Raw genomic sequence first — 14,528 nt, 5'->3', positions numbered from 1 at the left:
ATGGTCCCTCCGAAATATCCAGCACTTTCCATTATAATAGAAGCTAACAAAAATACTTTGGAAACATTCATTTCTTTTAGCCATTTTTTAATACCAGGTTTTCTATATTCTTTAATAAAGGTATCTCCGCTTCCTACAAAATCGTCCAAGAAAATCACACACTTTACATCATCTAAAATTGAAATTTTTTCGTAATCATGAGTTATAATGTTATAATCTAAGTTCTTACTAAATTTTGACATCTTCTTTGCATCAGATTCACGTTTCTTAAATGCTCCAGTATTACGCAGAGGATAAGTAACCAGTGTTCCACTCTTTCCCACCTTACCATAAGGATAAATTAAAATGCGATCCTCTGGATTAGGAAACTGCTTGAATATCACTTTAAGTAGGATATCTAACCTAAACATAAATTCGTTGAAAGGTATATATTCAAAAACCCGAAGTAAATCAATCATATGTTCTACTTCATCTTTTTCAAAATTTTCCAACCACTGAACTATACTGGTTGGGTATACCGAATATTTAAGCCTAGGCAATAAAAGCTCTATTTTTTTTACTTTACCTTTGCTCCATTGAAACTCATGTGGCATGATTAGTATATTGTCTTTATTAATTGTAAGATATCCATAAAAAGACTTGTCTATTTACAGATCAAAAAGGAATTTTTTGATACAGGTTTGCTTTTTGAGAATCTCTTCCTTCACTAACTCTTTCTTCAATAAACTCTATATACATTGCTCCTTAATAATCAGAAACTTTTAAAACACTCAACATCTTTACATAAATATAGGTTAAAAAAATTATTTAATTTTATAAATTTAAAATCAAAACAAATAAATTTAACAATACTTACTAAGCTCAATTTATAAATTGAGTTTCCATCCCCCCTCAGCATAGATTACAGCGAGTAGACATTCCGCTAACTTATATTAAAATATCGATCAAAATAAGCCTTTAACTTCTCAAGCACACTTTCCTTTTTCTTTGCTAAATCCCCTGATGGCGAAAATCTAGAAACTGGTGGCAATATCTTTGCGAAAGAAGTTCCCGCCGATTGAATTTCGCCATTTTTAAAGGAGTTATCTACAAAGGTTTTAGTTTCCGCTTCTTTCAAACGCTCCTCGGAAATAATTTGGTTCAATTCGGCTTCTTTCTGTTCCTTTACATAGTTCTGCCAATCTTCATCGATATTCGATGATGGAGTTAAGGAATCCACAAATTTCTCAATCAATTCTTTTTTATTCCGAAGATCGACGCTGGAGTCAATAGCTTTTTGAATATTGATAACAATCTCCTTGTCCTTCATATTGCTTTCGTAATATTTACGGATCAGCATCAAGATATAATCAATATTAATTTCAACTTGTTTAATCAACTCCATTTCGAACTCAATGTCATCGATTACATTCTCGCGATCGGAATTGCTTTTCTTTTTAAATTCATTGTACAATTCAATGTAAATACCATGGTAATCTTGCACATCACCATCCGATAGTATTTCCTTACCTTCAAAGTCATCAAATGATCGCAATACGTTCATCATTTTAAGAATAGCTCCATACAGTCTTATAAATTCCTTTTCAGCTTCTTCCCCTACGATTCGCACATTGATAGTGAATTTTGACAAAAGTTCCTGAACCAAATCTTCATAACCTCTAATATCTTTCTTCCCATCGTTGTAGCCATAGTAATATTCATCGAATGTTTTTAGCAATACAATGCCGCCAGCTTCCTTGTTTCCGAAAAGAGCAAGAGCTTCGTTAGTATTATCTTCCAGATTACGGAAACATATAATATTTCCGAAGGTCTTAATAGAGTTTAGAATCCGGTTTGTACGCGAAAATGCCTGCAACAAACCGTGCATACGCAAGTTTTTATCCACCCAAAGTGTATTCAAAGTAGTCGCATCAAAGCCAGTCAAGAACATATTCACTACAATGAGTAAATCTATTTCTCGATTCTTCATGCGCAGAGAAACGTCTTTGTAGTAGTTTTGAAATTTATCTGAAGATGTATCGTAATTGGTTTTAAACGCTAAATTGTAATCCATGATTGCATGATCCAAAAAATCACGATGTACCCCACTCAAGCCCTCTGTAGATTCGGAATTTTCATCTTCTACACCATCATTATCAGGATCATTTTGTTCGAAACTGAAAATAGTAGCAATTTTCAATTTGCGCAGTTCTGGCACTTCTTTTTGCTGGCGTTTAAATTCTTCATAATATAGTTTAGCAGCATCAATGGATGAAACAGCAAAGATTGAATTGAAACCACTATGTCTTATTTTCTCTTTAATCTCTTCGATCTTGTTGCGATCTTTGGCGGATGCCACTTCATGGACATTTGCCAACGTAGTCATATAATAGGGCTTGGAATTCCGCATCGTTTTTTGATCGAAATGTCCTAAAATGTAGCCCACATTATTTGATATGTATTTCGGTGCTAAAAGAATCTTCTCTCTATCGATATCGCGCACTTTTTGATCAGCAATATTATCTTTCTCTTTAATCGTACGAATATAATCTACCCGGAAAGGAAGTACGTTCTTGTCTGAAATTGCATCTACAATAGTATATGTATGGATAGCAGATTGGTGATTGGCTTCTGGACAATTTGTGGGATCGCCGTGCACATAACAGCCAAATGCCTGAACAGTGGTTTTTAAATGTGCCTTACCACCACTATTGGAATTTTTAGCGAAAATAGGGGTGCCTGTGAAGCCAAAAAGAAAGTATTTCTTAAATGTATTGGTGATCGATTCGTGCATGTCTCCAAATTGCGAGCGATGGCACTCATCAAATATAAATACGATAGGCTTACCAAATACACCGTGATTTTTCTGCTTTTTGATAAGAATAGAAAGCTTTTGGATCGTGGTAATGATAATCTTTGCATTGGGATTATCCAATTGCTTTTTGAGTACCGCTGTATTGGTATTGCTATTAGCGGCACCCTTTTCAAATTTATCGTACTCTTTCATGGTCTGGTAATCCAAATCTTTTCGATCGACCACAAAGATGACTTTCTCTATAAACGGTAGCTTACTCGCTAGCTGAGCGGTTTTAAAAGAGGTTAAGGTTTTACCAGAGCCGGTCGTGTGCCATACAAAGCCACCGGCCTCAATTGTTCCGTATTTCTTATAATTGTTTGAAACGTTGATTTTTTGCAGAATGCGCTCCGTTGCGACAATTTGATACGGACGCATCACTAGCAACAGTTTGTCTGATGTAAATACACAATACTTGGTAATGATATTTAGGATAGAGTGCTTCGCAAAGAAGGTCTTTCCAAAATCCATTAAATCAAAAATAGGCGTATTATTCCCATCAGCCCACCATGAAGTAAACTCATAGCTATTGCTAGTTTTTGATTTCTTCGTTCCCTGTTTTTCTTTTTCTTTTAGATGCGTATAGCGCGTAGTATTGCTATAATATTTGGTCAGTGTACCATTGGAAATGACAAACAATTGCACAAATTGAAATAAGCCATTATCCGCCCAGAAAGATTCTCTTTCGTAACGATCAATTTGATTGAACGCTTCCTGTAAAGAAACACCCCGCTTTTTCAATTCAATATGCACCATAGGCAAACCATTAACCAATACAGTTACATCATAGCGGTTGGAACGTTTCCCCTCATTTGTTTCGTATTGATTGATTACTTGTAGGTGATTGTTATGAATATTATTTTTATCAATGAGATAAATATTGCGTAAGGAACCGTCTTCACATTCTAAAGCTTGGATGTAATCTTCTTGAATCAATCGGGTTTTGTCTTCAATATTGCTATTGGGATTAGATAATGTGCCTTCGAAAAAATACTTCCATTCTTTTTCAGTAAACCGATAATCGTTCAACTTTTCTAGTTGCAGGCGCAGATTATCCACTAATTGCAAGTTGGTTGTAATGGGTAGAAATTCATAGGCTTGCTTTTCCAGCAATGCAATGAAAGCCTTTTCCAATTCGGCTTCACTTTGGTATCTAACTTCTCTTTTATATTCGACAATGTATTCCGAAACAACAGTAGATTCCGAATTTTCTGAAATGAGGTTATAATTGGCTGGCATATACTTACATTCTCTTTACTGAGCTACTGCTAATGGCTCAAACGTTAATAATTTTCCTCTATAATATTCATATTGCTGTCTGCGCGCTGTAATCTCAGCAGGTAAACCCACCGAAATGTCGTTGACTAAAGCATCGAATTTATCTAAAATGGCTACTATGCATTCTTGGTCTTCTAATGGTGGGATTGGAACTATAAAAGTTGGTAAGCTCCCACTTCTCAGACGAGTAACTTTCGCACCTTGTGCATATTTCTTTTTAAATTCTAGGAATCTATCTGTTTGTAATAGATATCCAATAAATTTAGGGTTTTGATTATGTCTGAAAGCCCATGAATCTCCACTTATACAAATTTCTTCATCACCAAGCCAAACAACTGCTTTACACACATCTTCTATATTTTCGCTTACTCCTGCAATTACTAAATCTCCCTTTTTTGCCTTTCGTAACTTCATTGCAAGTTCTTCCGACACAAAGGATTTAGTTTCAGTTGCTGAAGTACCATAATATGTATATATCTGTCCATAGTGGATGCAGCCAACACCTGACTCTCTAAAGTCCGTTTTTTGTAATCCACTACCTCTAATAAACTCACCAATCTCCCCCAATGTTTTCCATGCCACCTCTTTCCCTTCAAAAGAAAGAAGCTCATTACGATAATATTCGTATTGGCGCTTTCGTGCCTCAAGCTCCGCCTCAAGCTCCGCCTCAAGTGCAGTAAATTTGTCAAGAATATTGACTATTTCTTTTTGGATGGGTAATGGGGGGATGGGGATAAGGAATTCTCTTATCATCTGTAAATTTAATCCTCCTCTTGTACCATCTCCAGATGAAATATCACGTAATTTCTTATATTGTGTTTTCAAGAAATAATATAAAAACTCACTTTTAATTGTCTCTTTAGATATTATCGAGCATAATGATTGATTCGTACACAAAGAAATTTTAGTTAGAGCAACCATTCCCCTTGTCTTTCCTTGTCCTGCTAGAGCGATCACAACTGTATTAGAAGGTACAATCTTAGTACTGGACTTTTCATATCCTAATTGTGTTATTTTTTTTTCAGTATCATAAACAAAACCTTTATTAACCTCTCCTGAGCTCATCCAAGGAATAGTACCGCCTTCCCAAAATTCCAATACACCTGTTTTAGGAGTTGCACCCGCATAGCAACTAGCAACAGTTCCGATAGTTCCAAATTTAACCCCATCAGGACAATATTGTGCTATTAATTCTTCTATCTTACTCATCATTTCCTCCCTTTTGCTGTAGTTTTTTTAGTTCTTTGTCAAAGTCACTTTCAAACAATTGATCCTGAATGACTCTGTATTTTTCAAATTCTGATTCGGCATGGGCTTTAGCTATTTCAGCAGTTACTTTTCCTGCATCTTGTAACACCTTTCTGTCTGTAGCTTCGATAAATCTATTCAACCGAATTTCCCAATCTTCCATTGTCATCGGTATTTCTCGCATGGCCATGTCTTCCGCAAGATCTAAATAAGCGGAAACTAAACGTTGCAATTGTTGCATCTCCTGCTCAGAGAGATAGTTTTTAGCAACACTGACATCAAATTTTTGAATTTTCCCATTCGGAGCATCCTTCCAAGTAGTCAGACCCATGTTTTCCTTTTGATGATCAGCTCTGTTTACAATAACTTCTGCAGCCGTATTTCCATGAATTGCCCAGTGTAGTTTGTTTTGAACTGTAGCAAAAAAACGCTGGGTGCTTTTGGCGGTTAAATCATAATCGATAGCTGTAATATAGATGTCGGTGATCTTTTGATAGAATTTTCGCTCGCTTAACCGAATCTCACGTATACGTTGAAGTTGTTCCTCAAAGTATTTTTTACCGAGAATAGTACCGTCATTTTTCAAACGCTCATCATCCATAGCAAAACCTTTGATAGTAAACTCATGGACAATTTGTGTTGCCCATTTGCGAAAGAGTACTGCGCGCTCCGAATTCACCTTATATCCAACAGCAATAATGGCCGAAAGGTTATAGTGCTGCGTATTGTAATTTTTGCCGTCAGATGCAGTTATCCGGAATTTCCGGATAACTGCATCTTCCCCAAGTTCCTGATCTTTGAATATCTTTTGGAGGTGCTCACTAATGGTTCTTACATCTACTTGATATAGTGTACCCATCATCTTTTGGGACAGCCAAATATTTTCATCAGCGTAAACAACATTTACGTCACTTTCTCCCGTAGCTGCGATAAATGTTAAATATTCTGCCGCGGAAGATCGTACATCTATTCTAATGTCTGATTTTTTCTTGTTCATACCTTAACTTTCAGATGCCGAAATACATTTACCATTAATCCTTACTTTCCAAATCATTCACAATTGCGTCAATAGCCGTACGCAATTCATGCTGACGAGCTACAATTTCGGTAATGCGTTGATTTAGTTCCTTAATATCCGTAGCTACTGTGGTATTTTCTTGTTCCACATAAGAGCTGACCGCAATATTGTAATCATTCGCAGCAATTTCACTATTCTGTACCAATCGTGCAAAATGATCTACACTTTCACGAGCGATAAAAGTATCTAAAATCCTCTTACGATTTGCATCAGCTAATTTGTTCTTGTTGCCACCACGCACAAACTCAGCAGAAGCATCTATAAACAAAGTCGCATTGTCTTTTTTACTTTTCTTCAATACGATAATACATGTAGCTATCGTTGTACCAAAAAACAAATCGGCGGGTAGCTGAATTACAGTATCTACATAGTTATTGTCAATAAGATATTGACGGATTTTCTGCTCTGCACCACCACGATATAACACACCTGGGAATTCAACTATAGCAGCTGTCCCAGAAGTTGCCAACCAAGATAGCATATGCATAGTAAAAGCTAGATCGGCTTTAGATTTGGGAGCCAACACACCTGCTGGTGAAAAGCGTGGGTCATTGATCAATAACGGATTGGCATCTCCTTCCCACTTAATAGAGTAGGGCGGATTGGAGACAATCGCATCAAAAGGTTCATCATCCCAGTGCATCGGATCCATTAAGGTATCCCCGTGACCAATATTGAATTTTTCGAAATTAATATCGTGCAAAAACATATTGATACGGCATAGGTTATAGGTCGTGATATTTACCTCTTGTCCATAGAAACCCTGTCGTACATTCTCTTTCCCTAACACTTTAGCAAACTTCAGTAACAAAGATCCCGAACCACAAGCTGGATCGTAAACCTTATTGACTTCGGTTTTGCCAACAACCGTAATTTCAGCCAGCAATTCAGAAACTTCTTGGGGTGTAAAAAATTCACCTCCTGATTTACCTGCGTTACTTGCATACATGGTCATGAGATACTCGTATGTATCACCAAAGGCATCGATATTATTATCTTGGTAATCACCTAATTTTAGGCCAGCTATGGCTTTTAGAATTTTGGCTAAACGCTTATTTCGTTGTTCAACTGTTCCGCCTAATTTATTACTATTGACATCAACATCGTCAAACAAACCTTTTAAATCATCTTCACTATCTGTACCGTTGGCCGATGATTCAATATCTTTGAAAATACGGTGCAAATCAACATTTAAGTTAGAATTATTTTCTGCATTGCGTTGTACATTTTGAAACAGCTCAGACGGGAGGATAAAGAAACCTTTTTCTGAAACTGTATCTCTTCGACCAAATTCAGCTTCTTCATCGGATATTTTTGCAAAATCAAAATCGGTATTTCCTGTTTCCCATTCCGCTTTATTGATATGTGATGTTAGATTTTCAGATACAAAACGGTAAAACAAGATACCTAATACATAGGACTTGAAATCCCATCCATCTACACTTCCTCTTAAATCATTAGCAATCTGCCATATCGCTCGGTGCAACTCATCTCTTTCCTGTTCTCTTGTCATCTGAAATATTTAATATTTTATTCATCAAAAAGCTGAACATAGTCAGCTTTTAAGTGTGTGTCTTTAATAATTAAATCAATGTTAATAATCGCTATAAATATACTCAAAAAAGTACGTTTTTAATACGGTAAAACGTAATGAAAGGTAACGTATTCTGATAGAATGAATAGGGATTTTAATGAGCCTCATCTATCAATTGTGAATCATTATCTTTCTGAATTAAATTCTAATTTGCGTCTATCTTTAGTTCTTGTTTGTCCTCACCGGAAACTCCAATTACGACAAACTTGCTTCTACTGATCAGATTTAAAAGATAGATTTTTAATTCATTCGAGTACTTAGCGTGTTCCTTAACTGAGCGAAGGTTACCAAGCTATGATCTAATCAATGAATTAATAATGTATTCTATAGTCTCGCTGTTCTTTTTAACCTGCTCTAATGTCCTATGTTCCTTTTTATGAGCTACATCAGAAAATGGAGTATCAATTATATTAGGTTTACACCATAAATCTTCATTTGTATAATGAACATAATTTCCACCACCAAAGCCACTTCGTACACCAAAACCACAAATAGCGTTACTTAAAGAGAACTCTTCAGTACTTATCAACTTCAAATCGTTGTTGCGATTGTCTGTATAAGCGGCAACTCCAGTTTCATTTCCATCATAAAAAACCAATAGTTCATTTTTATCATTTGCATAAAATACTTTTAATGTTAACCAGGCTTTGATGAATTTTTCTGCTGTAAAATTTTCTAAATTGAAAATATCTTCCTCATGGATTCTGTTTTTGATAAAAGTAGTGCAAAAAGATAGCAAGTCAGTAGCGTTAACTAACTTCATAAAATCAACTTTATTTAGATGCTCTCTATTTAAAGTTGAGAATAATACACCTTCAAAATCCCAACAAGCTCTATAAATATGTCCAACTTTATTACAACCAATGAACAATCGAAAAAGCCTAAACATATTTGCTAAATCTGTATCTTTTTCTGCAGTTTGTTGGTTTCTAATTAAGTCTACGGTAGATTGATAATTATGAAATATCCCGTTTAGTTTCTCAAAATCAACAGGTACCTCGAATTCAATTTTTGGAATTTCAGTGCTGTCATTTGCAATAAAACTTACTTGAAACAAAAACGTTAAATCCCCCATAAAATCCTGATGATCTTCCCATTTCTCAATATCTTCTCTATAATTTGAAAAATTTATCTTTATTTTTTCTTCATCATTAAACCAATTATTTAAATGAATATTCTGTATTTTGGAAATCGTATTTTCATTAGTCTCAAACTGTAAAATTTCATGAATAGAATTTGATTTTTCAATAATCTCCAAAATATAGCGCCAGTCCAAATAATTATGTTTTCTATCATTCCACTTTAAATCAAAAAAGTTTTTACGTAAACGTCTTAAAAGTCTCAACGTACTTCCCTTATCATCTTGGAACTTTGAAATAAATGATATTAAAGGAAATAAAACATTTTGACGTACTTCTTTAGTGAAGTCCCGAAAGTCTACTATATTTTTTACCTCTCTATTGTCATTTATAAATTTGAATTGTTGTTGAAAACACTCTTCCTTGCACCATTCTATGAGTTGCAATAATGATTCGAAAAAGATATGTATTTTCGGCAGGTAATTTAAATTCTTACTTTCCTTGAGAAGTTGCTTTGCTTTTTTGATAATATCAACTTCATCTTGCTTGTCTATAATTTGAAAGCTCCAAGTCAAAAAATCATTAACGCCATCATCGGCTATACTTTCTTTTGATTTTCTGTTCTTCCAAAAATAAGTTTCTCTTTCTTCCCACTGATTTGACTTTTCAATATTTGTGGAATTGGCTAACAATATGGGTTTAATGTTTTCAGAAACTGTTAGGCTTTTCCCGGTAGTATTGATAATTACAAAGCGCTCTTCACCGTGCTTTTTATCTTGTACATCGTAATACTGAATTTTGATATTGTTGATAATAAATTCTGAAAATCCATCAATATCTATGTCTCGCTGTTTCTTCTCGATAATATTTAAAGCAGATAACATACTGATAATTGAGGGATCTAAATTATATTCACTAAAATACCAGGGTTGTTTTTTTATATCAGATACTTTCAAATTATTATTCTTCAGAAAGAATTCATTAACCAAATCTTTTAAAAAGAATACCGTACTTTCTCTTACAGCATATTTCAGATACGGTTCTTTGTCAGTTTGGTTTTCTTCAAAATCGGAAACTAAGCATCGTTTAATAGGATCTTTTTGGGTGTGTACTTTATTTCTATAAAGCATTCCAAGTAAGAGATACAGAGATGTTAATCGTTGCTGACCGTCTGTCAAATAAACATGATCTTTAGGATGTTCATACACATCAATTTTCCCTAGTAATAAATCAGCATTTTGATTGGAGTTAAATTCATCTATCACAGTATCTAAAAAATTACTCAGAATATCTGTATCCTGCTTTTCACCATGAGTTTTATCCCCCCAACAATAATCTCGTTGAAAATCGGGTATAATAATCCTACGCCCCGGGGTAGAAAAAAGTTGTGAAAGAGAATATTCGTGATTACTAATTAAGTCCATAATAACTGTTTAGTTGGTTGATTATTGATTTTTTGTTCTCACTTATTTCACTTTCCCTCCATTGAGATCTTGAAAAAACAGAAATAGTGTGTAATAAATTCCTGCTATTGAAATCTTCTGAAGTATTGAAATATGTATTTTTTTTGTCTGTGAAATTTTTAGCTCCAAATGAAGAATTATCTCCCCCATATAGTAACACTAAATTACCTATACTGTGTATACTGGATTCTTTATAAAATTCTTGCGAAAAATCAAGTAATTGAGACTTAGATTTAGGATAAATGTGTTCTAATGACCGGTTATTCCAAACTGAAAAATCAAACTTTCTTTTTAATTTACTGTCCTCTAAAAGGTTCAATAATAGCAGAAAACGAAAAGCGTATTCCTTCCTTCCATCATTATACTCTTCATCATTTTCGTCCCAGTAAACAAATTTCTCGTTGATAAGATTTATATTTTCCTGTGCTTTCCTTCTTTTGATTAAAACATTCTGTTCTTCATCAGTTTCTTCATTTTTCACTTTTTCCACGACTTGGTTTATAATTTCCAAATGAGTTGCTCCGACCAATGACCATTTTGCATACTCTTCTATTGTTAGTTCTCTTTCTGTTTTTGATTCTAGAAAATAATGTAAAGATTCCTCTTTTGAACTACTTGTTTTTAAGATAAGCCCCAAAAAGTTGTGTGAATAGAAATCATCATATAAATCTTCAAAAGTTTTCTGTAATTTCCTTAATCCCTCAAAGTGTTTCCTTGCATCTTGAGCGTTAGATATGAATTTGGATTTAAAGTTATTAAAGGAAAAATCTTTCATTTTCCCTTTATGTGAAAAGTTTACTCTCCAATAGGTGACTAAAAGATAATATAGAGGATAATGATCTTTTGTTATCCCAAAATAATTCTTTACCTCATCTTGATTCCACCAGTACAGCCATTTATCCCAGTTTCTTGCTAACCTTCCTCTATCCTCATTAATTCCCCATTCAATACCAAATTGATCTTCTTTATTCGATTGATTATTTTCTATTCTTGATGATTTGATTAACAGATCCGATTTAATGAGTTCTTCTTCTCTCATTACCGCTTTTAATCCATTTAAAGAAATAAAAGTATTGAAAGCTTTTTCCTTTGAAATAGGGTTGTTTAGTAAATAGACTTTTTCTTTAACAAATTTGGAAAACTGATCTTTATCAAGACTATCTAATTTTAATTTAATCAGTTTCAAAGCTTCTTTGAAGTAGAAAATATCTTGTGTGTCGTTATCCACAATCTCCTCTTTGTGGTTGGAAATTAGATTGTTCAACCATTTATGAGAATCTTGACGAATATCATATTTCAGTTTGTTCTTGATAAAGTCAAAATCTTCTAACTCAACAAAAATTAAAAACAAGGACGTTGTTCTTTGTTGACCATCAACCAGAATAATTCTTCTATTTTCTTCGACGACCGTGACTGCCTCAATAAAATATTCGTGATAACAGTCTTCAAAGGCTTTAACCAAGCTATCAATAAAGTATTCTAACGAACTTTTACTTTCTGAATCCTTTACGGACCATTTATACCCTCGTTGATATTCGGGGATAATAAACGTCCCTTTATTGAAATAAGTTTCTATATTTATTTTTTCGTTCATTTTATCTATGTAATTCGCAAATATGTCAGAAACAAGTCTGCAGAAGTGTTGACATCTTTGGAAGCACAATTACGTTAGACTCTATCTAAAAGAGCGGTACGTATAATGCTTTTCATCTTCTAAATTTTCTATATCATAATATTCTTTTTTCTGAAAAATCAAAGAACAAGCCCTTTTAAACAATAACGACCTGTGCTTGATATAGTGTTCTAATTCCCACCTGGCTTTGTCAACAGCGCGGGCTCCTCTCTATATTATGAATGTTAATAAATCTCTAATAATTTTAGTAAAAAGTACTTTAACGATAAACTTGTAGAGTTTCAAAGCCCAAGCTATAAAACACATTTTTTACAAAGCAGGTGCGTGCTTTCCCTTACCAACTCCATCGGGATGTCTGTTGCAAGTACCACTTGTTAGGTTTGAAATAGATGAGTATTTTGTTCCACAATATTTACAGATATACCGTGATTTTTCACTTCCTTCATATAATTTATGTCGTCCTTTTCCCGGGCCACTTGGGTGTCGATTACATCTGCTGCCAGTTAGACTTGAGACACTCGAATACTTAGTTCCGCAATATTCACAATAGTAATTTGCCATAATTTTAATGTTATATATTTATGCCTACTCTCAAGTTTTTCGGCGTCCCCTATGTTGATAACAAGAATAAATTCAAACCAAAATATGGTCCTCCCTGAGTGTAATTATGTAAACAACGTATCAACGCGATCTCAATATTAAACTTTTGTAATTAACTCCAGTATCCATAAAATTACATTGACAATTATTACCACTGCCATCCCTTTTTCCATGACGGTCAGATTCGCCGCCAGACGTGATTTTACAGTAATTAAAAATAGGCTCATTAGGGTAATATGATTTGGTGTAAATTAATAAATATTTGTATAGATAAAAAATGAATACACTTGTTTAACGATAAAACTGCGTAACGATTTCATTGAATTTCCTCAAAGATATCCAGCATTAGCGCCAAAGTACGTCGCTATCAGAGATTAATAAATAAACAGGACCGTTTAGCCAATCGTGGGGAGACACGCTCCGGCAATACCGGTAGCTTCAATTCCTCAAAAATTAGGTTGAGCCACAATTGTTCTATTTCTTCTCCTACTTCAGGAAGTGTCACAAGGCTATCCAAGTGATTTAAATATCTGACCACCTTGTTGCTGTCCAATATAAGAACATGATCCCATGTTTTGGAAAACCTTAAATATTTATCAATATAGGGTTTTGCACTACTCCGCTCCAATTTCAATGGCCTACGTAAAATCAGTCGCTTTTGACTGAATCCATAGAAGTCGAGCAGTTTGATCAAAGTAGGATCATGCATAGCCCCAAAGAGCACCGCACGATCAGAAAAAGCTTCCAAATGTGTATGTACTGTATTGACATCGATAGAACATATCCGATAGCTCACTCCCTTATAAATCGAAACCGCATCGGTCATTAATGGAATAAAGGTAAAATTATCACTTATAGGGTTTCCGTACCAGTCAGACAGATAGTCCAATGGTGTGTAATAGATATACCCTACACGGAGGTGGGGGTACATCCCCTTAATTTGTACCAATAGACTAAAGGCCTCAAACCCTATACTGATCAGGTCCAAAGCCGACAAGGTTTCGCGGTATTTATTCTCCATCTTCTTCCTTTGAAACGATAAGACCTAGTTCTTCCAACCGACGATAGATATATTCCTGTTGAATAAGCATGCGCTCCATACCCGCCGCTTCATTGTAGCGATTGATCATATGGTCCACGTCGGTCGACGCAATCACTGTGTAGGCGAAGGATAATCGCTCCTTGGGAAATATCCGATAGCCATGATCGGGCATCACGTGAAAAGTCAAACTAAAGGCTGCAATTGCCAAGGACGCGATCTTGATAAATGACTTGACTGCTTTTCCTAATTCGACTCTGATGCCAGTTCCGCTGTTGGCCAAAATCTGTTGCTCACGCAATAAGATATCCTGTTGGTTGGTTTCTTTTTCCATCATACAATTGTTTAGCCCAAACTTAGGCTGGGGAACGGTCAAAGAACGTCGCTATCTCGAAAAAAAATATTTTTTATTCTTCTCTCTACAAGACGACGTATTTTGTCGCTTTCTAAATCTATATTTGTCAAAAGCTCATTTATGTCAGTAAAAAAAACCATATTACGCCACAAGTTAATCATTAACAAATTGCGTCACAGACCGCTTTCTTGGCCGGAGATTGACCGGATGTTACAGTACGAAGCAACATTTCTTGGTTATGACTTCCTCACGATCAGCCAACGTCAGTTTCAACGGGACATTGATGATATCAGGGAAATTTATAGAATCTCGATCAGATCGGAAGAGC

General features: G+C 34.9%; 10 protein-coding genes. 1 reads left to right on the top strand and 9 read right to left on the bottom strand.

Going from position 1 to position 14,528, the window contains the following annotated elements; all coding sequences use genetic code 11:
- The 9 genes from B2X73_RS01715 to B2X73_RS01675 all read right to left on the bottom strand — a co-directional run.
- The coding region (locus B2X73_RS01715; RefSeq protein ID WP_291095597.1) for a phosphoribosyltransferase-like protein at positions 1 to 593 on the bottom strand (593 nt) is incomplete at its 3' end.
- A 329-nt stretch (positions 594 to 922) separates the two neighbouring features.
- The gene (locus B2X73_RS01710) at positions 923 to 4,072 is read right to left on the bottom strand and encodes a type I restriction endonuclease subunit R (RefSeq protein ID WP_291095595.1); all 3,150 of its coding nucleotides are present in this window, start codon (positions 4,070 to 4,072) and stop codon (positions 923 to 925) included.
- A 15-nt stretch (positions 4,073 to 4,087) separates the two neighbouring features.
- Positions 4,088 to 5,320: a restriction endonuclease subunit S gene (locus B2X73_RS01705; protein WP_291095593.1), complete on the bottom strand. Its 1,233-nt coding sequence runs from the start codon at positions 5,318 to 5,320 to the stop codon at positions 4,088 to 4,090.
- Complete coding sequence (locus tag B2X73_RS01700; protein ID WP_291095591.1) at positions 5,313 to 6,356, bottom strand: virulence RhuM family protein; 1,044 nt, start codon at positions 6,354 to 6,356, stop codon at positions 5,313 to 5,315. The genes B2X73_RS01705 and B2X73_RS01700 overlap by 8 nt, the downstream gene beginning before the upstream one ends.
- A 34-nt stretch (positions 6,357 to 6,390) precedes the next feature.
- A complete protein-coding gene (locus tag B2X73_RS01695; RefSeq protein WP_291095590.1) occupies positions 6,391 to 7,950 on the bottom strand; it encodes a type I restriction-modification system subunit M in 1,560 nt (519 codons plus the stop codon).
- 373 nt (positions 7,951 to 8,323) lie between these two features.
- The gene (locus tag B2X73_RS01690) at positions 8,324 to 10,534 is read right to left on the bottom strand and encodes a DUF262 domain-containing protein (protein ID WP_291095588.1); all 2,211 of its coding nucleotides are present in this window, start codon (positions 10,532 to 10,534) and stop codon (positions 8,324 to 8,326) included.
- Complete coding sequence (locus B2X73_RS01685) at positions 10,521 to 12,167, bottom strand: DUF262 domain-containing protein (protein ID WP_291095586.1); 1,647 nt, start codon at positions 12,165 to 12,167, stop codon at positions 10,521 to 10,523. The genes B2X73_RS01690 and B2X73_RS01685 overlap by 14 nt, the downstream gene beginning before the upstream one ends.
- 1,006 nt (positions 12,168 to 13,173) lie before the next feature.
- Positions 13,174 to 13,827, bottom strand: a complete 654-nt coding sequence (locus B2X73_RS01680) for a hypothetical protein (RefSeq protein WP_291095584.1) — start codon at positions 13,825 to 13,827, stop codon at positions 13,174 to 13,176.
- Positions 13,817 to 14,179, bottom strand: a complete 363-nt coding sequence (locus tag B2X73_RS01675) for a hypothetical protein (RefSeq protein WP_291095582.1) — start codon at positions 14,177 to 14,179, stop codon at positions 13,817 to 13,819. The genes B2X73_RS01680 and B2X73_RS01675 overlap by 11 nt, the downstream gene beginning before the upstream one ends.
- A gap of 141 nt (positions 14,180 to 14,320) precedes the next feature.
- Between B2X73_RS01675 and B2X73_RS01670 the strand changes: the two genes are divergently transcribed.
- Positions 14,321 to 14,528, top strand: a 208-nt coding sequence (locus tag B2X73_RS01670) for a hypothetical protein (protein WP_414647155.1), incomplete at its 3' end; no start/stop codon positions are given.

It is taken from the genome of Empedobacter sp. UBA7252 (genome assembly GCF_002472765.1).
In the GTDB taxonomy this organism is placed as follows: Bacteria; Bacteroidota; Bacteroidia; order Flavobacteriales; family Weeksellaceae; genus Empedobacter; species Empedobacter falsenii_B.
This window is presented reverse-complemented; position numbering and strand designations above follow the sequence as displayed.